We start from the raw sequence: 21,992 nt of genomic DNA, 5'->3' as shown, positions 1-21,992 counted from the left end.
AAAAGCGTCCCGATTTTCGGGACGCTTTTTTTATTGATTTATAGTTTTAATTGGCCTTTCTTACTTTTCCAGAACCTAAACTTTTTTGGCTAACATCGGCGTTGCCCGTATAGTATACACTTCCCGATCCGCTAATTAGGGCACTGATTTCTCCGTCGGTATGAACATAAGCTGTTCCCGATCCACTAATGCGTGCCGAGAGATTAGCTACTTTCAAAGCACCTTTTTTGCTCAATAAACCAGAACCGCTAATGGTTACATTGGTGTCACCTGCTTCACCCGCAATGTTCAGTTTTCCTGAACCACTAACCACAGCATTATACTCTTGCACGGCTATAGTAGCATTGATTGTGCCAGAGCCACTTAGGGTTGTGGTTAAAGAATTTTGGTTAATGGTACCTTTTACCGTAAGAGAACCATCGCCGCTCATGGTTAGGGCTTTAATGGTTTTGGCGTTTACATGAGCCGTTATCTTCTTGTCTTTGTATTTGTGCGACCAGCTTGTCCAGCTCATTTGAGGACGAATAATCAGTGTGTTGCCTTTTACCTCAGCTATAAGTGAAGAAATGGCTTCTTCATCGCCTTCAAATCTAACACCTTCGGTAGAACCTAGTGTTACGATGACTTGTAAAGGGCCACCTGCGGCCACGGCATTAAAATTTTTAACTTCAACATCTCGGTTTTTCAGCTTTGATTTTGATACGCCGATGTTAATTGGCAATTCAGATTGTGCAGGATGTGCTGCAGCAATCACTGCAGCCAGCATAAAGCCAATGGAAATATATTTTTTGCTCATGGTTTTTTTCTTAAGAGACGCCGTTTGGTTTAAAAACGTTGCATCGATTAGAAACTCATTTTTAGCATTAATATGCTAACGTAAATTTACGGTAGTTTCTTTTAATTATTTAGGGTTTTGTCCAAAATAAATTTGGGTTATTGGTTTTGTAAAAGGTAATGGTTACCCCTGTCTTTTGATTAGTTGATTCGCTTTTTTGAGGTGTTTGCTCTAAACCGTCTAAAGGAAGAAGTTCTATATAAGTTATTTTTTTACCACTTATTGAAGTTTCAGTATTGTATTCACTTATTTGTTGGCTTTGAAGACGATAAAGATTTTTGGCCATATATTTTTCTAAATATTCTTCCTTAGTTTGCAAGTTGGACCTGTTCCAATTGGCATCTGCATTCAATACCAAAGGTAAACCATTAACAAGTCGCTCACGCACTTCTTGAATGCCCAGTAAATTTCCTTTTTCATCCATCACATAAGCATCAAAGGTAGGGTCCATCCAAATCCATTTGTTCAGGTCTTTTGAATAAACCATGTTGATGACATGACAATCATCGAATTTTGTTTCTTTAGGCATGCAGGTCACATATCTGGAAGTAATTCCCATGGCTAAATAACATTCGTTAAGAATAGTTGCCAGCATTCGGCAATTCACGCCACGATTTTCTTCTTTACATACCCTGATTAGATCAATTGCATTTTTTAAAGTAGGATTATTACTGCTGCCGTCATGTCTGATTAAGTTGTGCACCCAATGCATCAGATTGAAAATTTGTGATAACTCATTTCCTTTTCCGGCAATGGAATCAAGTTTCAAGTCTTTTCTTACGCGTTGTAAATTGGTATCTTCTTTGGGCTGATAACTAAATTTTGGGATAAAGCGGTTATCGGCATAATTATACTTTCCTGCTTTTTTTAGTTGCCCCAATCTACTTTCCTGATATTTGATTTGTGTCCTGGCGGTATCTTTGCCATTTAATAGAATGATAAAATCATACTGCCCAACTTTAGGGTCAATTTTGAAAGAGATAGAATCGATGTCCGTGTAAAAGGTAACCTTTTTCCCAGAAGTCACATAAACATCCAGTTTCTCTTCTGGAACAATACGCCAAGCATTTTTATTTAGTTTACGGTCATCTCTAATATCAACTTGTGTAGAGGTAGCCTTAATAATGGGCGTTCTTTTTTGTGCAAAAGCAATGTGTGCAGCAAATAAAATGAAAAGGGTAAAAATTGAGGTTGTCTTCATGTTTGGTATAAAATGATTAACGGGTGCAGGTACTTCCTGCACCCGTTAAAGAAGACGCTTTTATTACGAAAAGGTTGCATCAAATGACAACTTATTTTAAGTGTTTAAGATTTACATAAAAATTTGGTTCTACCTTAAAGTTTTCAGGAGTAATTGAAGGATTTATTTTTATAGATTGCCAATTGTTGCTTGGCTTGATCAAAGTGTATTCTCCTGCGTTTAGGCTTACTTTTACAGGCATATCAAAACCAGTTACATCACTTAGCCATTTGTATTGTAGTGTACCGTTTTCTATCTTATATTCCAATGTTGGGATGTTGGCATAACGCAGGTATTGGTCAAATACTTTGTCGAGTTTTAAACCGCTTTGTTTGATGATATAGGCTTCTACCGCGGCGGAAGTGGTGGTAGAATGATAAAAGGTTTTATTCAAGCCCCTTAATATTTGCCTGAATTTTTCATCGTTATTGATCAGCTGACGGATAGTATGGATAAGATTGGCTCCTTTGTAATACATGTCGCCACTACCTTCGGTGTTGGTATTATATTTGCCAATCATTGGGCTTTTGTTTTCGATGTTTTTACGCAATCCGATAAGGTAATCGCTCGCAGCGGTTTTTCCCTGTGTGCTTTCGGTAAATAACACTTCTGAATAAGTCGTGAAACCTTCATGTACCCACATGTCGGCAATATCTTTAGTCGTGATATTATTGCCGAACCATTCGTGTCCAGTTTCATGAATGGTAATGAAGTCCCATTTTAAACCAACTCCGGTGCCAGATAAATCACGGCCCAAATATCCTTTTTTGTATTGATTGCCGTATGCTACGGCACTTTGGTGCTCCATGCCCAAGTGAGGTGCTTGTACCAATTTATAGCCGTCTTTATACCATGGATAGGGGCCGAACCAGTATTCAAAAGATTTTAGCATCGGTTTTACATCAGCGTCCCAATGTGGACGAGCTTTGGCGCTGTCTTCTTTCAAGGGATAAAAGTCCAAGCTAAGTTTACCGTCTTCGCCATCGTATGAATCGCTCCAATGTGCATATTTGCCAATGTAGAAAGCAACGTTGTAATTGTTGATGGGATTGCCCACAAACCAGTTGTGCTTGGTATAGCCATCATTGCTTTGGGTTTTGCCTCTGTAACGACCGTTGGCAATGCAATCTAATTCTTTTGGGGCGCTTATGCTGATTAACATGCTGTCGACTTCATCACTCTGATGGTCTTTATTTGGCCACCAAACACTGGCACCCAAACCTTGGCAAGCTACGGATGCGAATGGATTACCAGATTTATCTTTCCTGAAAATAAAGCCTCCATCCCAGGGTGGCATTTTTGCTACTCTTGGATTGCCGCTATAATAAACGGTAAAGCGTTCTTTACTTCCTTTTTTTATCTTCGGGAATTTTACAAAGACAGCCGCAAACTCTCTGGTAAATGGAAGTTCTTTTCCTTTGAAAACAACCTTTTCTACTTTTAAATTTTCGAACAAATCAAATTGTAGGTTTTCAAAATCTTTGGTGGCGGTAAAAGCAAATTCGTTGCTACCGCTTACCGACTTGTTATCGATGTCGATTTTCACATCTAGGTGGTAGTAATTGATGTCGTAGCAGGTCCTTAAATCTGTTAAAGCGCCCCTCAAAAATTTTGCTCTTTCTTCTTTCTCGTTACTGCCAAGCATGTTTTGTGCAAAGGCAGCTGATGAAATGCTGGCGAAAGCTAAAGCAATTAGTGTTTTCTTCATTGGTTTATATTTTTGACCATATAGACACATAGGTCATTTAAAGCCTATGTGTCTATGTGGTTGATTTTATGGTTTAAGTACAGGTAAAGATAAAAAAGAGCTGTTGGTTTGCTCATGATAAATTCTGTGCGTAGCCTTTTGGAAGTCGCTAGGTTGTGCTTCGTAAATGTTCATGAATTTTTGAGGGTTCCTGTCGGCCAATGGAAACCAAGAGTGTTGTATTTGTACCATAATGCGGTGGCCTTTTTTGAAGGTGTGGCCCACATCAGGCAAAGCATATTTTACTTGGGTGGCTTGGTTAGGCACAAAGGCTTCGGGTTTTTCGAAACTGTTTCTGTATTTGCCCCTTAATATTTCGCCTCTTACCATCATCTGGTAGCCGGCCATCATTTTATCTTTATCGGCTGGCGAAACTTCTTTGGTGTCTTCTGGATATACATCGATTAATTTCACTACATAGTCGGCGTCAGTGCCTGTAGTGCTTACCATTAAATTGGCCAGTACGGGGCCAGTTAAGGTAATGTCTTCCGTTAACACATCTGTTTGGTAGGTTTTCACATCAGGTCGTCTAGAAGCAAAACGCTGGTCATCTATCATGTATTCTCTGGTTCGGTTGGCTTGTACGCCATCTTGGTAAGGCACGGGAGCATTAGGGTCGCTCACGTACTCGTCAAAGCTGTTGTTGCCGTTCGGTTTGGTAAATGATAACTTGCCATTTGGATGGAAATACAACGATTTCAGTTCTACATCTTGCGGTGGCCAAGTATTGAATTTTTTCCATTGATTGCTACCTGTTAAGAAGATATTTGCTTCGGCACCGTTAAAGCTGCCTTCTCCCTTGAGGTAATATTTGAAGAATGGTAACTCCAAGTTTTCTTGGTAGTAAGTACTTGTGGGGGTGCCAAAATTGATGTCGCCAAAACTATCGCCCTTACCACGTACCCAGCCGCCATGGAACCATGGGCCTGCTACCAAAATATTGTTGGCTTTGGGGTTCTGTGCTTCAATGGCTTTGTAGGTTTCAAAGGCGCCATAGGCATCTTCGGCATCAAAAAAACCACCTACCACCATTACTGCGGGTTTTACATCTTTTAAATGTCTTACAATCTGACGTGCTTGCCAAAAGGTATCCAGGTTAGGGTGTTTAAATAAGTTGTTCCAAAACTTGATGCTGTCGCCCATATATTTATCCTTTAGGTTTTTTACCGAGCCAGCTTCTAAATAAAAACGATAGTTATCTTTTATAGGAAATTGGAAAGGCTTAGGCCCTTTGTCAGGGGTAATTGGTTTTGGACGGGGAACCCCGAAAGAAGTCATGAATTTAAAGGCATCCATTAAGAACAATGCACCACCGTGGTGGAAATCATCGCCAATAAACCAATCAGTAACGGGTGCTTGCGGCGAAACTGCTTTTAATGCCGCATGCGATTTTACTAAAGAAACGGTAGAATAAAAGCCAGGATAGGAAATGCCATACATACCCGCTTTGCCATTGTTGTTTTGGATATTCTTCACTAACCAGTCGATGGTGTCGTAGGTATCGGTGCTTTCATCAATATCCTTTTTGCCTTTTTTAAGGTTGGTTGGCCTAATGTCTTCAAACTCCCCTTCGCTCATCCAACGGCCGCGTACATCTTGATAAACAAAAATAAAACCGTCACGCATTACCGCAGGGTAGCCGCCCAAGCTGGTTTTGTATTCGTTTTCGCCGTATGGTCTCACGGTGTATGGGGTACGGTTAATTAAAAACGGATATTTTTTGCTGGCAGAAATATCCTTAGGAATGTAAATAGCGGTAAATAGTTTTACGCCATCTCGCATGGGAATAAGACGTTCTATTTTGGTGTAATGGTTACGTACGTAGGCAGAATCTGTTTCTTGCGCCAAAGTGATTTGGGCGAAAAAGCAAGAAAGGAGAAGAAGGGTTAGGGTAATACGTTTCATTAAATTTGGTTTAGTTAAGTATGTGTTTGGCTAATTGACCTTTTCTAATAATCGATAGTAGACAACATTTCCAGAACCGTCATCTAAACTCATGATGAGGTTCCCTTTTTTTAAAAGCTCGTTGACATCTATGGCAAATAGGTTTACGCCCCATAGTTCCTGATAATCTTTAACTTCTTTATTATCGATGGTAAGGAATAGACCATTTAACTTAAAATCTGGTGTTTTATTGGCTGGTAAAAGGTCGAAGAGTTCTTTTAGTTCTTTGGAAGAGTAGTTGTAGTCTTTGTCCGACATCATGGAATACACTTTTCCATTTTCATAAAAGGCAAACCATTGATATTTTTGCGGCCAAGGGTTTACTTTGTTGATTTTTTCTTCGTCGGGAATATTTTTCTTTTTCCAGAAACCAATAAGCTCTGATAATTTAGGAGGCCCTCCAGCTTCAGGTCCTTTTTCTTGGGCATAAGTAGTGGTTGTAAAAAAACTTAAGATTAGTAAAAGAATGTTGATGGGCTTCACTTGGTTTGGTTTAGGGTGCTGAAAAGCAGAAAGCTTAAGGCTGAAAGCTCTTGATAGAAAAGAATAAATAATACCGTCATTTCGAACGGAGTAAAACGAAGCAGAGAAATCTTTGGACAGTTTTGGTCAATTCAAAGATTTCTCCGTTACGCCATGCTTCAGTCGAAATGACGGCAAAATGCTAGTGGCCGCCGTCGGCCGTATCAACAGGTTTGCGAAAGGCAAAGCCCAAAATAAAATAGATTAGGGCAATGACGTACCATGGAGTAGGGCAATCATTTCTAAATGCCAATACACCTAAAAGCAAAGCAGATAGGCCTACCACAAAAAATGGGATGTTTCTTAAGTTTATCATACTCAAATATAAGGGGTATATTTTTTTAGCGGAAAATTAAATGAAAGTTTTGGATGAGGTTTTAAACCAACCATAGGTTGAAATACTTTTTGTTTGTCACGCTGAGCCTGTCGAAGCGTTTTGCTAAGATAATCCATCAGCTAAGGATGTAAGGACAAACTTTATTAGGTCCTGAGCGGTGTGGTGATAATACCAACCACAGGTTGAACAGTATTTTTATTACATGAATTCGATTTCTTTTGTTCTCATGTTAAATTGATATTTTCTTGTATTTCTTTCGTAAAAGGTTCCAAATCCTATAATATAATTCTTTTTCCAGTCATGAAAGTAATTCTTTATCTGACTTTTCGTACGCTTACTAAAATCTAAAAGATTAATCAATATAATAGAGTCTCCAGCATGATTAATGTAACCAACAAATTGTCTATTGACCTTCGACGAAGCAATGGATTCCCTTCTTGATGGGCTCTTTTTTCCAAAAAACTTCTCATTTGTTTCCTCATATTTAAAAAGTAAGGTTGAGTCGGCAAGTTTGGCTTGGGAGATTGTAGGAGTAAACCTATTAGTCAGTTTTTCTTCGCCTAAGAAAAAACCAAGTTGATATGACTTTGGAAATATTACAGACTCATAAAATTTATTGCTGTAAATAATGTTCTCTTGCGCAAGGAGATTCCCAAAGGCCAATAGTAAAAGGAAAGTGAGAGTTGGCTGAGCTTTCATAGTGATTACCGCTGACTATCAAATATAGATAATCATTTTGTGAATAAACGCATAGCCTTTTGTAAGCTAAACGGGACTTCAGCGGCAATACTTTTTTTCTTGTCATTCTGAGCGTTAGCGAAGAATCTGTATGTGTTTTGCTAAGATAATCCTTCGACAGGCTCAAGATGACAGGTATGGACTATAGTGGCATTCCCTCATTTATAATAAAGAGCCAAAGATTTCTTGGTCATAGTCGTAGCCAGACTCTTCAGGGAATTTTCCTGCTAGGTCAGGGAAAATTATTTGAACAGATTCGAATTCTTTATCTTCATAGAACCTGAACGAGGTTAATATTTTTTTGCTAAGAACATCGTTTTTTACAGCAATAATATATGTTGGGAAACGGTCGATTAGGTCGCTTAGTTTTTCATTTAATGGTACTTTTTTGTTTTTGAAGATTTGAGCATAATTGTTTATCAAAGTATTGGTGAGCCCATTAGGTAAGCCCGAAACAAAAGCCTCTGGAATTCCGAAATTTTTATACAGTCCAGTTGAATATCCAAATGGAGTACAGTCTTTTTCTTCGAGAACATATGTTATATGAAATCCATATTCCTTAATATTATTTTCGACCATTTCAAAGTATGCTCTTCTTTTTTCTTCGTTCATAGTGTTTTTGTTTTTTATTGTTTTTCAAGGTTTTTTAATGTAACATTTATTAGGTTTTTACAGATGACTATAAATATACGGATTTGACTAAATGCGCCCATCTTTTGTTCCATAAACGGGATTGCAGTGGAAATACTTTTTGTTGCATTTCCTGATAGCAGACCCCATAGGTTTTTAAAACCTATGGGGTTTAAGCACTAACGTTCGCAAAAAGATTGTAGCGTAAAGCCCGGCTAACGGAAGCGATGAAATACAGGTACAGCTTTTCAAAAAAAATAACCTTTAAACTCCTTTTGCCTCCAAAACGGGGAACATGAGCAAGTTTTTACAACATTAAAACATTGTAACTTTTGGGGTTTAGGTGGTAAAGTGTACATTTGCCTAACAAAAATTCTTAAAAGATTATGCAATACGACGTAGTTGTTATAGGCTCGGGTCCGGGCGGTTATGTAGGTGCCATCCGTTGTGCACAATTAGGTTTAAAAACAGCGGTAGTAGAAAAATATAAAACTTATGGCGGTACTTGCTTAAATGTTGGCTGTATCCCGTCTAAGGCCTTGTTAGATTCTTCGGAGCACTACCATAACGCGGCTCATACTTTTACTACTCACGGTATTAACCTAAAAGATTTGAAGGTTGATATGAAGCAAATGATTGCCCGTAAGGACGATGTAGTTGCTCAAAACACTGCTGGTATTACTTATCTGTTTAAGAAAAATAAAATCGATGCTTTTGAAGGTGTAGCTTCTTTTGAAGATAAAAACACCATTGTGGTGACCAAAGCGGATGGCAGTACCGAAAAATTAACCACTAAAAATGTGATTATTGCTACAGGTTCTAAACCTACGGCTTTGCCATTTTTGCCAGTTGATAAAAAACGTATCATTACTTCTACCGAGGCTTTAACTTTGAAAGAAGTGCCCAAAACCATGGTAGTAATTGGTGGTGGTGTAATTGGTTTGGAGTTAGGTTCGGTTTATGCTCGTTTGGGTACTAAAGTTACGGTTGTAGAATTTGCACCATCAATTATCAGCACCATGGATGCTGGTTTGGGCAAAGAGTTGCAACGTGTATTGAAAAAATCGTTGGGCATGGAGTTTTTAACCAGCCACAAAGTAACTGGTGCATCGGTTAAAGGCAAAGTGGTAACGGTAACCGCTGACAATGCTAAAGGTGAGGCGGTGAAATTGGAAGCTGACTACTGTATTGTAGCGGTTGGTAGAACGGCTTATACCCAAGGTTTAGGGTTAGAAAAAATTGGCATCACGCCTGAAGAGAGAGGTAATAAAATTCCTGTTAACGACCATTTAGAAACTGCTGTTAAAGGTGTTTATGCGATTGGTGACGTGATTAAGGGAGCCATGTTGGCGCACAAAGCGGAAGATGAAGGGATTTATGTAGCAGAAACTATTGCTGGACAAAAACCTCATATCAACTATAACTTAATTCCTGGGGTAGTTTACACTTGGCCAGAGGTGGCTTCTGTAGGTCAAACTGAGGAGCAATTGAAAGCCGCTGGTGTAAAATATAAAGCGGGTTCTTTCCCTTTCAAAGCGAGTGGACGTGCTAAAGCGAGTATGGATACCGATGGTTTTGTAAAGGTGTTGGCTGATGAAAAAACAGACGAAATTTTAGGTGTTCATATGATTGGCCCTCGTGCTGCGGATATGATTGCTGAGGCGGTTGTTGCGATGGAATTCCGTGCTTCGGCAGAGGATGTAGCTAGAATTTGCCATGCACACCCAACTTATACTGAAGCTTTAAAAGAGGCTGCTTTGGCTGCTACTGAAAATAGAGCAATACATATTTAGTGGCTAGGGATCAGTTAACAGTGGTTAGTTGAATCCTGCTAAACATGATATAAATCCTGCGGCTGTTGCCGTGGGATTTTTTATATCTATGAAAAGATAGAACATGGTTTCTATCCTAATATACTAATCAAAACAATTTAAAGCCTATCAGTTAAGTAATTGTCAATATAAAAGCATACTTGCATTTATCATTTTTAGTAGCGAGTTTAGCGAACAAAAAATGGCTCAATAACGGAATGTTGATATTCTATTAGAAGGCATACCCCGTCTTTGGTGATGCATTAACTAAATTAATCTCTTTAAATGAAAAAACTTATACTTTCTTTTTTACTTACGTTTTTATTTTTTTACGGTTTTGCACAAACTACTAGGTATGTAGTAGAAGGTGGCTCGAATACTAAAAGTGGCACCAGTTGGGCTAATGCAAGTGACGATATTCAAGCAATGATTAATGCTTCTTCTGCTGGAGATCAGATTTTTGTTGCTATTGGAACTTATAAGCCCAATCGTAGGGCTGATGCTGTAAATACAATTACGGTTGGAGATAGAGCTAACGCATTCGTAGTGAAAAATGGTGTAAGGCTTTATGGGGGATTTGATCCCGCTAACGGCATAGATGATTTATTGGACGTTAGGATTGTGCCTTCTAAAAGTGGTGTGCCAGAAAGTGGAGGTTCAATTCTTAGTGGAGATTTTAATGGTGATGATATAATTATTGGAAGCGGGCCTACATTGTCTATTACTGGTAATAGCGAAAATGCGCATCATATAATTATTGCCGTTAATACTACTGTAAGTTCAAATTTAGATGGTTTTATTATTACGGGAGGCAATGCTGACAACAATAATGAGAATATTAGTCTAAATGGACATTCTTTTTTGGGGGGCTCTGGAGGTGGAATATACAGTTGGGCATCTACGACTTCTTCATCAGTAACGTTAACAAATTGCGAGGTTTTTGGAAATTCAGCTAACATAGGAGGAGGAATTTTCTGTTGGGCTTCTTATTATCCAAACACTGCGACGGTTAATGTAACTAATAGTAGCTTTAATAGAAATAAGTCTGTAACAGGTGCTAGTATCTACGTAAGTAGTGCTTATGCAGTAGCTAATGTTTTAAATTGTAATATTTTTGGAGGTTCAGCAACAAATGGCGGAGGTATTTATATTAGTTCTATTTTATCTTCAAATATAACTATCAACAATAGTAGTGTTAGGGGCAACTTCGCTGCTTCTACTAGCGGAGGTGTTGGTTCTTATGTTTCTAATTCTACCTCGACACCGTTGTCTAATGCAATAACAATAAGCGGGAGTGATGTTAGTGAAAATTCTGCCAATATTGGTGCTGGCGTCTATTCTTATTGCTCTAATTATTCCAATTCTTCTTCAACTGTTAATTTAAGAAATAGCACTATTAGTGGAAATTCTGCATCTTTCAATGGAGGTGGGATATATTCTTGGGCTTCATCCTCGACTGTTAATTCTTCTATTTCTAATGTTTCGGTAGCTGGAAGCAAGATTGTTGGGAATGTTGCTGCTCAATTTGGGGGTGGAATTTATTCTGCAGCTTCTACCTCAACTCCTGCCGCTGTTACAACTAATTCTTTTGTTTATGTATTGGGTAGTAGTATAAGCTCAAACTCTAGTAATAATGGTAGTGGGATTTTTTCTTCAACTACTAATTCTTCAAATGATATCTCATTGTACAATGTTACATTTTTGGAAAATACTGGCCTAAACCATATTCATTTTTTAGGTAATGGAACTAAAAAAATCACCAGCAGAAATAGTATTGTTTTTGGTAATAAGACCGAGAGTGGCACGCCTAGTAATATAGTTAATGGTAGTATTAATAAAGATATTCAATATAGCTTAATACAGGGCGATGCTGGTGGTGAAGGTAATTTAGATGGAAACTCTAGTATTTATACTATGGCTAGTTTATTCGCCAATGCTACTAGTAATGATTATAGACTTGGCTCGGGTAGTCCATTAATTAATCTGGGAAAAAATAGTTTTTATGAAGCAGCTGATGGAGATATAAACAATAATAGCTTGGGCACAGATAAAGATTTATCGGGAAACCCAAGAGTGTACAACTATTTGAATGGTGGTATTGTTGATATCGGTGCGTACGAGTTCCAAGGGGAAGTAACACTTCCTGTTAAACTTACTGGCTTTACCGCGAGTTTAGAGGGGCATAGGGTAAGATTGCAGTGGAATACTTCGTCTGAGAATAATAATAAAGAGTTTATTATTAGTTCATCAACAGATGGGGATAATTTTAAAGAATTGGTAAAGGTGCGTGGCGCATTGTCTGCTCAAACACCGAATAGCTATATTCAATATGATAGCCAGCCAAAAATTGGCAATAATTATTATAAGCTTGAGCAGGTAGACCAAGACGGGAAAACTGTGAAAATTGGTGAGGTGGTTATTAAAGTGTTTCTTAATCGAGATGCCCTGACCGTATACCCAAACCCCACAAAAGATTTAGTGGTGCTGAGCTTAGGAAATAGTATTTATTCGCATGCTTCGCTTTTAGATTTATCGGGTCGAGAAATTTATAAAAAGAAAATTCGGCAAGAGCAAAATCAAGTGTCTTTTGATTTTTCTAGTTTGGCCGCTGGAACTTATGTTGTGAGGTTGATTGGTGAGATTCCAATGAGTGTTAAGGTGGTAAAACAATAACTGCTTTTTAGTATTTAGGTTTAGATTTGTGCGCTCTATTGGTAACTAATGTACACTGCTTGCATTTTACGTAAATATTTTAATGCACAATGTATGCTTAACAACACTTTCGTATTTTAGCAACAATGAGAATTACCTTTTCCTTAGCTGCAATTTTACTTTTTCTTGCTGCCTGTGTGCCTTTAAGGTCTATTAAATATTTAATTCCCGATACGGGCGATAGTGCCAAGTTTGAAAATGTGACCATCCAAAAATCGGCTACGCCGTTTTATTTTAAAAATAATTACCCAAATAAGGCTTATGAAAAGCTAAAACTGCATCTGGATACTTCCTTGAAAAATACCAAGACCAATGTCTTTTTGGTGATAAAAAACGACAGTATCATTTATCAATACCTTTCTGAAGATAAAGCGCTGACTACTAAACAGCCTAGTTTTTCGGTCGCTAAATCATTTGTGAGCACTTTGGTGGGTATTGCCATTGACAAAGGTGAGATTAAATCGATCAGTGAATTGGTGATTAAATATTTGCCAGAACTGGCTAAAAACGATGAACGCTTTAGCCGTTTGACCATACAGCATGTGCTGGATATGCGTAGCGGATTTAATTTTTCGGAAAGGTCGTTCAATCCATTTTCGAAAATTGTGCGCAGCTATTATGGTGCCGATTTAAAAAAAATGGTAGGTAAATTGAAGATGAAGAACGAGCCTGGTAAAGTATTCGAATATCAAAGTATCAATACACAGGTACTGGCCTTTATTTTAGAGCGGGCGGTAGGAAAAAGTATACAAGTGCAAATGCAGGAGCGTTTATGGCAACCCATTGGCGCGGAAAGCAATGCGCTTTGGAGTATGGATGATGACGGGAATATTAAAGCTTTTTGTTGCTTAAATGCCACAGCGCTCGATTTTGCTAAAATTGGTAGACTTTATTTGAATGGTGGTAATTGGGAAGGGAAACAGGTTGTTTCCAAAAAATGGGTAGACATTACCACTAATCCAGATTCGTTGACCAAGCTGCGCTATAAGAACCAGTTTTGGGCCACTAGGGATTTCAAATTTTTCAAAGATTCTGTAAGTGCGGTAAATTCCTTAGGTAAGGAAGGGTTGGATTATCCGATAGAGAGAAATCCCGATGGAAGGTATTTTTATGCCAAAAAAGTTTACGACTACAAAGCACAGGGCATGTTCCACCAGTCGGTTTATGTTAACCCACAAAATAAAGTCATCATTGTACGTTTGGGCGATAGGCAAAAGAAACTGAACTTCCATAGTTTTGTGCAGCAGGTAGGAAGGTCCATTCGTTGATTAAGGTGAGTTTGGGCTAAGGAAATATTTTTTAACCTAAGTTCGATTATTGAATTTGTCAAAATAGTCTGTAAAGCTGATGCTGAAATAACAGTCGAACTCTCAGGTTTTTTAAACGCCTATCTTGGATCCACGTTAATATCTAACTTTACCAGTTCATTTCTTTTTTGAGGAAGGCGCTGAGTTCGTTGGCAATTTGCTGATGTTCTGCTAGTGATGGATGTTTTCCGCAGCCGCCATTGGCCCTAATCTCGAAAAAGTAACTGGAAATATTGTTCTCTCCACCTTGGTTAAGCATTGTTTTTACAGCACTGATATATTTTACCAAAGCTGTTTTAAGTTGTGGACTGGCCATTGGGCTGGTTAACATCACCAACTTTGCTTTGGGGTAATAGCCTCGTAACTGTTTCATGAAATTGATATAGGCAGTAGTAAACTTTACTGAATCTTGTATACCGTCGTTTTGCCCTAAGCAGATGGTTACCACATCAGGTTGGTATTTGGAAAAGTCCCAAGCGAGGGTGTCTCGGGCAGGATTGATTTTGTCGTACACTGGAGGCATGATGATTTTTTTGCCACAACAACTGTGCATGAGCCCAATGCCCGATACGGAAGTAAGATGCCATTGAGCATTCAGGTTTCTGGCAGTGCTGGGGCCGTAGGCAAAGTAGGCGTTGTGTTGGTCGTGCCATGAGGAACCTTTGGTTTCGCATTTAATTTCGCTTTCATCGCTTCCTGCTCCGCAGGTAATAGAGTCACCAATAAACTCCATTTTCCTTTTTTGAGGGGCTGTTGGAGGGAGTAGCTTTTCGCAATCAAAACCTGTGAATGAAATGTAACCATTTTCAGATTCCGAGTTTTTACAGATTAATATCGTATGATTTCCTTTGGGAAGATTTTTGACCAATTCCAATTTGTTTTCCTTGGCAGTTAACCGTAGGCGATAAGCGGGTTGGTTATCGATTTTTACTTCCAAGTAGTTCAATATATTTCCCCATAGCATTTCATCGTTTAGGTGTGCCGTGAATGAACTTCCGCTAAAACGGATAACGACATAAGCTCCCGATGCCCAAAATTTTGGTTGTAACGGATTAGAAAAATCGCCGCGACCTATGTATTGGATACTTTGATGGTTGGCTGGGTAGAAGGTTGTTTTAGCTGCCCAGACTTGTAAATGGATAAGTGCTACGAAAAGCAATACAATTCTATATTTCATATGATTTAAACAAAAATACGATGGCCAGAAAGGTTGTCCCTAAATTCGGTAGGCGTACAGCCTTTCTTCTTTTTAAAAATCCGATTAAAGTTAGAAATGTTGTTGAAGCCACAGTTGTAGGCAACTTCCGAAATAGTTTCGGAGGTGTCAATCAATTTGCGGGAGGCATGGCCCAAGCGTATTTCAATCAAGCTGTCGATAAAGCTTGCCCCAGTTCTGTTCTTAAAAAAGCGGCTAAAAGAAACCTCTGTCATGTTGGCTATTTTGGCCACCTCCGAAAGCGATATCTGTTTGTCGAAATTATGGTTAATATACTCCATGACCTTTTCTACCCTACGACTGGTATAGGAAAACTCGGCCTGGCTAAAGGTCGAATCGGAAAGGGTACGCATATTTCGGGAGGTAGACAGGTCGTGCAAAATAGACATCAGTTCAAGCACCGAATCAAAGCCGTGTTGTTTGTTGAGCTTGATCAGGCGAGGACCGATGGCTTTTGCTGTGTCGCTAGAAAATAAAATACCACATTTCGCCTTTTCAAACATATCCCTGATTACCCGTAATTGGTTTCTGCGCAAAAATTTTTCATCAAATAAGTCTTTGTGAAATTGGATGGTTACCTCGTGTATTTCCTGTCCATGTAATTTATGTGTTTCCCACACATGTGGCAGGTTAGAGCCGACCAATACCAATTCGATATCGCCAATTTCCTCAATATGGTCACCAACTACTCGACGGGCACCGTTGGCATTCGAAATAAAATTAAGCTCCATTTCCTCGTGGTAATGTAGTGGGAAGTCGAAATCCTTTTTCCTTCTCTCAAAAATGGTGAAGCAATCGCCGGTGGTGAGGGGGGTAATTTCTTTTATCATATGGCTAAAAGATAAATAAAGACAAATCAAATGGATAAAATAATATCATGTTTGATGGCAATAGATATAATAATATATTTATGATTAATGATTTGTATTGCAGTGCAATAAACCATATTTTTTTGCTTTAAAACAATCTTTAGAGATAAAAATACTATAAATGGATAATAAAGTATTATTAATAGGCTATGAAGGGTGCTACTTTTGAAATAACCAAATATGACTATTTATGCGTAATCAACTAACCACCTATTTATTAGCAGTACTTATATGTGTGTTGTTTGTTGCCGAAGCGTTTGCGCAGGACAAGAAATTGTCCGGAAAGGTAATGGATGAAAATGGGCTTCCACTTGCGGGAGTTTCAGTAGCCATAAAAGGTGCTAAAATTTCAACCACCACTAATGAGAATGGTAGTTTCGTTATTAATGCCCCCTCAACTGCACAAACTATTACCTTTTCTTATTTAGGGATGGTGCAGCAAGAAATTCCCATTGGAAGCATTACCAATTTTAACGTTAGGCTCCAAGTAGCCAGTACCACCCTTTCAGATGTGGTGATTATTGGCTATGGCACCGTCAAAAAATCGGATCTGACAGGTTCGGTAGCCAGAATTGATCGAGAAGACTTGACCCGAGATGTACCTACCAACGTACTACAGGCCATGCAAGGCAAAGTTGCTGGTGTGAATGTGACGCAAAACGATGGTGCTCCCGGTGCAGGGCTAAGTATTAGAGTGCGTGGCTCCAATTCTTTTTTGGGAGGTACAGAGCCTTTATATGTGATAGATGGCGTACCCTTTAACAACTCCAGCAGTGGGGCAACCCCCATGTCGTTAGGAGAAGATGAAAAGCAAACGCTTAACGCGATGTCCTTCCTTAATCCGGATGATGTTGAGAGCATCGATATTTTGAAAGATGCTTCGGCTACAGCTATTTATGGTTCAAGGGGAGCCAATGGGGTAGTGCTCATTACCACCAGAAAAGGTAAAAGCGGTAAAGACAAGTTGGAGGCCAATTTCAATACGGGTATCGCATCGGTATCGAAAAAACTTGATGTGCTTAACGCCTCGGAATATGCCGCTTATCAAAATTTAGCTTATTTAAACTCTAACAAATACACAGGCACCAATTATGCCATTCCGTTTCCAGGAGCTAATGTGCCCGATCCTGCAAATCCGGGGAATACCTATTATTCAAAAGGTCCGCAGGATTATGTAGGCGATACCAATAATTGGCAAGACCGCATCTTTAGAAATGGCCTGTACCAAAAATATTCGTTGAACCTTTCTGGGGGTACCGAAGCCGGAACACATAGTGTTACCTTTAATTATTTAGACCAGGAGGGAACGGTGCTCAATTCTAAATACAACCGATTGGGCCTAGGTCTAAATTTGAACAGGAATATTAGTAAAACCTTTAAAATAGGTACCAGTACTTCCATTGCGAGCACTCGAACCAATGGGGTAAAAACAGGAACAGATAAATCGGACGCGGCAAGTGCTGGGGTGATTAGGTCGGCCTTAACCTTCCCTTCTACCATTTCTGACCCTATTGCATACGACGGTGTGGGCGATGCTTTCATCACCAATCCATATATCTACGTAAACGATATTTTGAATACCGTAAAAGGCTTGAATATCTTTTCGTCTAACTACGTAGAGGCTACATTTTTGAAAGATTTTAAATTTAGACAGAATGTAGGTTTCAACTATTCGAGTAGCAACAGAGATCAATATTATCCTCGTACGGTTTACGAAGGCTTTTCAATGAAAGGCTGGGGCTTAAAGGCCGACAACATTTGGAACAGCGGCGTGGCCGAAAGTATTTTGACCTATAACAAGACCATCAATAAGCATAGCTTAAATGTAATGGCTGCGGGAACTTATGAGCGCACCAACGGACAAAGCAAAAGAGCTGAAGCCAAAACTTTTCCTAATGATGCTTTGCAAAACGAAAACTTAGCCGCAGGTGAGGTGGTGATGCCAGTGGTAACTTCGAGATACCAATCGACCCTGATTTCATTTTTGGGAAGAGCCAATTATAGTTATGATGATCGCTATCTATTGACAGTCTCTTATCGTCAAGACGGTTCCAGTAAATTTGGTAAGGACAATAAATGGGCTGGTTTCCCGTCGGCAGCACTGGCTTGGAAAGTATCGAGCGAAGAATTTATGAAAAACCTGAAGTTTGTGAATGACCTGAAGCTGCGCTTTAGCTACGGACAAACAGGTAACCAGGGGATTGGTTCCTACGCCTCTCTTTCAAAGCTAAGTGTATATAACTACGTTTTTGGTGGCGCTATTCAAACAGGCTTGGCCAATGATCTGTTCTCTGGTCCGGCCAATGAGAAACTGAAATGGGAAACCACTAGCGCCTATAACTTGGGGCTTGATGTTGCCATGTTCAATAACCGTTTGAACTTTCAGGTAGAGGTGTATAAGAAAATTACCGATGATCTGTTGCAGAACTTGGTGATTCCATCGTCAACAGGCTTTGAAACCAAATTGGTGAACTCGGGCTCTATACAAAATAAAGGTTTAGAGGTTACGCTCGGTGGAACAGTACTAAAAAACAAAGATTTTGAATGGAAGTCGAACTTTAACATCGCCTTTAACCGAAACAAGATTTTAAGCCTAAGTGCCGACGTTACTGAGCAATATGCTCGTAACATTTCTACTGGCGATGCGCCATTTATCCAAACGGTGGGTAAGCCCATTGGTGCTTTGTATGGTTTTGTAGAAGATGGTTACTATGATAATGAAGCTGAAGTAAGGAATGATCCTGTTTATACCAATCAAGGCTCTTCCATTATTTTAAGGACCATTGGCGAAATCAAGTATAAAAATTTGGATAATGATCCAACCGCCATTACGCAAAGCGATAGAACTTTTATTGGCGATGTAAATCCTGATTATACTTTCGGTTTTACCAATAATTTTAAATACAAACGTTTTGATCTGAGTGTGTTCATTAACGGGTCGCAAGGAAACGATATTATTAATATGAACACCCGCTTTAATGCCAATTTGGGTAGCAATAAAAATATCACCCGAGAAATGGCTGATGGGGCTTGGGCCGCCGGACAAGACAATAGCAATGCAACGGGGCCAAAAATAATGCGCCAATTTTTTAGGACCATTTTGTTCTCTAGAAGATTTATTGAGGATGGAAGTTTTGTGAGGGTGAAAAATGTCACCTTGGGATATAATGTGCCTTTAAAGTCTAAAACCATATCGGGCATGAGGGTGTCTGTAGGCGTCAACAATCTGTTTACGTTCACTAATTACTCAGGGTATGATCCAGAGATCAATAGTTATGGCGATAACCCAGCGTTGTTTGGGGTAGACTTGGGTGGTTATCCCAACTCCAGAACTTACAATCTATCATTACGTTGCAACTTTTAAACCTTAACCACATGAAAACGATTTCAAAATATTTAACGGTATCGGTAATTGGTTTGGCTTTGTTAAGCACCATTTCATGCAAAAAGGCATTGGAAGAAAAACCATACTCATTTTATTCGCCAGAAAACTTTTATAAAAACGAAAGCGATGCAAAAGCGGCCATTAATGGTGTGTATGCGGCTTTATATACTTGGGAAATGTACTTGCAGCCATTTTGGAACATGACCATTTTGGATGATGACCACGTTTCGGGAGCCGATTGGTACTTGGGTACTACAGGAGCAGGTAACCCGCAATCATACTGGGGTGTTGATGGGCCTTGGGTAGGTTGCTATACCATTATTTCGAGAGCAAATTCGGTATTGGAAAATGTGGTGAACATTACCGATATAGATCCTGATGTTAAGAAAAGAATTTTAGGTGAAGCCTATTTTTTAAGAGGCTGGGCATATTTCCAACTGGTACAACTATACGGTGGAGTTCCCATTCACTTGAAAACCATTTCTGCCGAAAACCCAGAAACAAATGTGCCTAGAGCTACGGTAAAAGCTACTTATGATGTAGTCATTGCAGACTTTAAATCAGCAGAGGCCAATTTGTTTCCTTTAGGACATGCCAAAGCAGGAGAAGTAGGTCGTGTAAACCAAGGGGTAGCTAAAGCATTTTTGGCAAAAACCTATTTGACCATTGGTTCTGGAGCTGCAACTGGAAATGTAACCGTAAGGGGAGGAACTGATAATGGCTATTACACTTATGCCAAAACGGTAGTGGCGGGACTGGAAGGTGTTGATTCGAAAGCTTACTTCCTACTTGCTAGAGATAAAGCTGCTGAATTGTTGCCCGGCGGTGGGCAATATGCACTTACACCTAACTGGAAAGATTTATGGAGCATTGCTGGAAGAAACAACAAAGAGCACATGTGGGAACTGCAATCGCTATCAGGTACCAGCTTTATCAACGAAATTGGCAACTACTTTTCTGCACGCTCGACCTTTGGACAGGGAGCCGTTTTTACCACCAATAACCATTATAAGGATTACGATGAAGCTGATACGAGAGTGTTGGATGGCATTACCCATAACTATACCACCTTGCAAGGAACAAATATCTTTTATCCTTCATGGCAGTCGGCAAAGTACAAAGTGGTTAACGGCGTAACCTATAATAATACAGGCTCTACCACGGCAGAGCGTGCTTATACCATTAAATACAGCGTAACGGAGCCAACGGTGGTAAAAAGTGACGCTTTTGTCCCCTTATTGCGCTATGCAGAAGTTTATTTGATGTATGCCGAGGCCGAAAATGAAGTAAATGGCGCAACTACCTTAGCTTATAATGCCTTGAATGAAGTAAGATTAAGAGCGTATCTGAAAACAGGTACACCTGCTACCCCAGTACCAGAAGCCTATGCGCCTGCTGGCATGACACCTGAGCAATTTAGAAGCTTTGTATTGGCCGAAAGAGCTAGAGAATTTAACCTAGAAGGCATTAGGCGTTTTGATTTGATGCGTTGGGGTATTTATTTGCAGGTGATGAATAAAATTGGGACGGGACAAAACAATATCTCTAAGCTAAGGGCAAATAAAAACCTATTGTATCCTATTCCATTAGGCGAACTAAATTCAAATACAGCCCTTAAACGAATCAACAATCCGGGCTGGTAAATTAATACATGACTAAATAGTTGAACATATGAAGACTATAGCAAAATATTTTGGAGCTTCCCTCATCGCCGTAGCCATGTTGGTGCTACTTGGCTGCAAAAAAGATAAGGAAGAAAACACTGCACCACCAACCCTTACGGCAGTCACCAATTTAACCAATAGAAGTACTGAGCTACAAGCGGTTGATTATGGGGATTGGATCATGATCAAGGGAGCTAACCTGAAAACCACTCAAAAGGTTGATTTTAATGGTACGCTTGCCGCTGATTCACTTACCTATGCCGAGGATAATAGCATTACGGTAAAAATTCCGGCAAACTTAACCGATCCTATCAATAACCCAATTACTGTGACTACTAAATATGGTACGGCAACACTTAATTTTAAAATTAGACAGCCCTCTCCATTGGTTGAAGATTTTTCGCCAGGCGCAGGAGTGCCCGATGATGAAATCACCATTGCCGGAAATTATTTCAAAGGTGTAAGCGCAGTAACTATTAATGGTATAAATGCTACCATTGTTTCCAGTACCCAAACGCAAATTAAAGTGAAAGTGCCAACAGGTGTAACTTATGGTCCAGTAGTAGTCACTACTCCTGTAGGTTCGATAACGGCTACCAAAACCTTTGGTTTAAAGCATGTTATTTTTGATGATGCGCTAAGAAATTCGTGGACCAATACTTCTTATTCGAGCACGCTCAATTTGGCCAGTACCGAAAATAATAGACGGGGTACAGCAGCGATTAAGGCAACTTATGTAGGATTTGGTGCGGTAAGATTTAGGTTGGTGTCTAAATTCAATACCACAGGTTATAGCATGGTGAAAATATCCATTTTTGGTGGCGCAGGAACACAGGGTAAGAAAATAAGGATTTCGGTAACGCCTGCTGCAAGTACCTATGAGTTGATTTTAAATGAAGGAAAATGGACAGATTATCAAGTGCCTTTAATTAATATCGGTAACCCTGCAACCATTGAATATATCACCTTCCAAGAATTCAGCAATTTAGCTTCGCAGGTATACATTGATGACATTGGCTTCTATTAATCCCTAAT

General features: G+C 39.4%; 16 protein-coding genes. 6 read left to right on the top strand and 10 right to left on the bottom strand.

Annotated features, from left to right (window positions below; genetic code table 11):
• Window positions 1-46: 46 nt before the first annotated feature.
• The 8 genes from ABDV71_RS17915 to ABDV71_RS17880 form a co-directional block, all read right to left on the bottom strand.
• On the bottom strand, window positions 47-796 hold the full coding sequence (locus ABDV71_RS17915; RefSeq protein WP_343535014.1) for a head GIN domain-containing protein: 750 nt from the start codon (window positions 794-796) through the stop codon (window positions 47-49).
• A 109-nt stretch (window positions 797-905) separates the two neighbouring features.
• Window positions 906-2,036, bottom strand: coding sequence for a transglutaminase-like domain-containing protein (locus tag ABDV71_RS17910; RefSeq protein ID WP_343535013.1), 1,131 nt, complete (start codon window positions 2,034-2,036; stop codon window positions 906-908).
• Between the two features lie 91 nt (window positions 2,037-2,127).
• Entirely contained in the window at window positions 2,128-3,783 is a 1,656-nt protein-coding gene (locus ABDV71_RS17905) for a M1 family metallopeptidase (protein ID WP_343535011.1), read from the bottom strand.
• A gap of 66 nt (window positions 3,784-3,849) precedes the next feature.
• Window positions 3,850-5,727 (bottom strand): CocE/NonD family hydrolase, encoded by a 1,878-nt coding sequence (locus tag ABDV71_RS17900; protein ID WP_343535009.1) that lies wholly within the window; start codon window positions 5,725-5,727, stop codon window positions 3,850-3,852.
• Window positions 5,728-5,757: 30 nt separating this feature from the next.
• Window positions 5,758-6,249: a hypothetical protein gene (locus tag ABDV71_RS17895; protein WP_343535007.1), complete on the bottom strand. Its 492-nt coding sequence runs from the start codon at window positions 6,247-6,249 to the stop codon at window positions 5,758-5,760.
• Between the two features lie 181 nt (window positions 6,250-6,430).
• Window positions 6,431-6,604: a hypothetical protein gene (locus tag ABDV71_RS17890; protein WP_343535005.1), complete on the bottom strand. Its 174-nt coding sequence runs from the start codon at window positions 6,602-6,604 to the stop codon at window positions 6,431-6,433.
• A 219-nt stretch (window positions 6,605-6,823) separates the two neighbouring features.
• On the bottom strand, window positions 6,824-7,324 hold the full coding sequence (locus ABDV71_RS17885; protein ID WP_343535003.1) for a hypothetical protein: 501 nt from the start codon (window positions 7,322-7,324) through the stop codon (window positions 6,824-6,826).
• Between the two features lie 201 nt (window positions 7,325-7,525).
• Window positions 7,526-7,975, bottom strand: a complete 450-nt coding sequence (locus ABDV71_RS17880) for a DUF4262 domain-containing protein (protein WP_343535001.1) — start codon at window positions 7,973-7,975, stop codon at window positions 7,526-7,528.
• A gap of 404 nt (window positions 7,976-8,379) precedes the next feature.
• Here ABDV71_RS17880 and lpdA point away from each other — a divergent pair, with 404 nt between their 5' ends.
• The 3 genes from lpdA (at window position 8,380) to ABDV71_RS17865 (ending at window position 13,784) form a co-directional block, all read left to right on the top strand.
• Window positions 8,380-9,786, top strand: a complete 1,407-nt coding sequence (gene lpdA / locus ABDV71_RS17875) for a dihydrolipoyl dehydrogenase (RefSeq protein ID WP_343534999.1) — start codon at window positions 8,380-8,382, stop codon at window positions 9,784-9,786.
• A gap of 303 nt (window positions 9,787-10,089) precedes the next feature.
• A complete protein-coding gene (locus ABDV71_RS17870; RefSeq protein ID WP_343534997.1) occupies window positions 10,090-12,477 on the top strand; it encodes a T9SS type A sorting domain-containing protein in 2,388 nt (795 codons plus the stop codon).
• Between the two features lie 125 nt (window positions 12,478-12,602).
• Complete coding sequence (locus ABDV71_RS17865; protein WP_343534995.1) at window positions 12,603-13,784, top strand: serine hydrolase; 1,182 nt, start codon at window positions 12,603-12,605, stop codon at window positions 13,782-13,784.
• Window positions 13,785-13,932: 148 nt separating this feature from the next.
• On the opposite strand, the gene ABDV71_RS17860 is transcribed toward ABDV71_RS17865, so the two are convergent.
• Together ABDV71_RS17860 and ABDV71_RS17855 are read right to left on the bottom strand one after the other, a co-directional pair.
• Window positions 13,933-15,000: an SGNH/GDSL hydrolase family protein gene (locus tag ABDV71_RS17860; protein ID WP_343534993.1), complete on the bottom strand. Its 1,068-nt coding sequence runs from the start codon at window positions 14,998-15,000 to the stop codon at window positions 13,933-13,935.
• Window positions 15,001-15,005: 5 nt separating this feature from the next.
• Window positions 15,006-15,869, bottom strand: a complete 864-nt coding sequence (locus ABDV71_RS17855) for an AraC family transcriptional regulator (protein WP_343534991.1) — start codon at window positions 15,867-15,869, stop codon at window positions 15,006-15,008.
• Window positions 15,870-16,098: 229 nt separating this feature from the next.
• Between ABDV71_RS17855 and ABDV71_RS17850 the strand changes: the two genes are divergently transcribed.
• From ABDV71_RS17850 to ABDV71_RS17840, 3 genes are read left to right on the top strand one after another with little or no spacing between them, the layout of a single operon-like run.
• A complete protein-coding gene (locus ABDV71_RS17850; protein ID WP_343534989.1) occupies window positions 16,099-19,272 on the top strand; it encodes a TonB-dependent receptor in 3,174 nt (1,057 codons plus the stop codon).
• 11 nt (window positions 19,273-19,283) lie between these two features.
• Window positions 19,284-20,936 (top strand): RagB/SusD family nutrient uptake outer membrane protein, encoded by a 1,653-nt coding sequence (locus ABDV71_RS17845; protein ID WP_343534987.1) that lies wholly within the window; start codon window positions 19,284-19,286, stop codon window positions 20,934-20,936.
• Window positions 20,937-20,964: 28 nt separating this feature from the next.
• Window positions 20,965-21,984 carry an IPT/TIG domain-containing protein gene (locus ABDV71_RS17840; protein WP_343534986.1) on the top strand — a complete coding sequence of 340 codons (1,020 nt, stop codon included), beginning with the start codon at window positions 20,965-20,967 and terminating at the stop codon, window positions 21,982-21,984.
• The last annotated feature ends 8 nt before the right edge of the window (window positions 21,985-21,992 follow it).

Source organism: Pedobacter sp. (genome assembly GCF_039594775.1).
GTDB lineage: Bacteria > Bacteroidota > Bacteroidia > Sphingobacteriales > Sphingobacteriaceae > Pedobacter.
This window is presented reverse-complemented; position numbering and strand designations above follow the sequence as displayed.

What these genes read in the sequence shown, in the direction of transcription:
- ABDV71_RS17915 (WP_343535014.1), bottom strand. Translation starts at nt 796, where the DNA reads ATGAGCAAAAAATATATTTCCATTGGCTTTATGCTGGCTGCAGTGATT.
- ABDV71_RS17910 (WP_343535013.1), bottom strand. Translation starts at nt 2,036, where the DNA reads ATGAAGACAACCTCAATTTTTACCCTTTTCATTTTATTTGCTGCACAC.
- ABDV71_RS17905 (WP_343535011.1), bottom strand. Translation starts at nt 3,783, where the DNA reads ATGAAGAAAACACTAATTGCTTTAGCTTTCGCCAGCATTTCATCAGCT.
- ABDV71_RS17900 (WP_343535009.1), bottom strand. Translation starts at nt 5,727, where the DNA reads ATGAAACGTATTACCCTAACCCTTCTTCTCCTTTCTTGCTTTTTCGCC.
- ABDV71_RS17890 (WP_343535005.1), bottom strand. Translation starts at nt 6,604, where the DNA reads ATGATAAACTTAAGAAACATCCCATTTTTTGTGGTAGGCCTATCTGCT.
- ABDV71_RS17885 (WP_343535003.1), bottom strand. Translation starts at nt 7,324, where the DNA reads ATGAAAGCTCAGCCAACTCTCACTTTCCTTTTACTATTGGCCTTTGGG.
- ABDV71_RS17880 (WP_343535001.1), bottom strand. Translation starts at nt 7,975, where the DNA reads ATGAACGAAGAAAAAAGAAGAGCATACTTTGAAATGGTCGAAAATAAT.
- lpdA (WP_343534999.1), top strand. Translation starts at nt 8,380, where the DNA reads ATGCAATACGACGTAGTTGTTATAGGCTCGGGTCCGGGCGGTTATGTA.
- ABDV71_RS17870 (WP_343534997.1), top strand. Translation starts at nt 10,090, where the DNA reads ATGAAAAAACTTATACTTTCTTTTTTACTTACGTTTTTATTTTTTTAC.
- ABDV71_RS17865 (WP_343534995.1), top strand. Translation starts at nt 12,603, where the DNA reads ATGAGAATTACCTTTTCCTTAGCTGCAATTTTACTTTTTCTTGCTGCC.
- ABDV71_RS17860 (WP_343534993.1), bottom strand. Translation starts at nt 15,000, where the DNA reads ATGAAATATAGAATTGTATTGCTTTTCGTAGCACTTATCCATTTACAA.
- ABDV71_RS17855 (WP_343534991.1), bottom strand. Translation starts at nt 15,869, where the DNA reads ATGATAAAAGAAATTACCCCCCTCACCACCGGCGATTGCTTCACCATT.
- ABDV71_RS17850 (WP_343534989.1), top strand. Translation starts at nt 16,099, where the DNA reads ATGCGTAATCAACTAACCACCTATTTATTAGCAGTACTTATATGTGTG.
- ABDV71_RS17845 (WP_343534987.1), top strand. Translation starts at nt 19,284, where the DNA reads ATGAAAACGATTTCAAAATATTTAACGGTATCGGTAATTGGTTTGGCT.
- ABDV71_RS17840 (WP_343534986.1), top strand. Translation starts at nt 20,965, where the DNA reads ATGAAGACTATAGCAAAATATTTTGGAGCTTCCCTCATCGCCGTAGCC.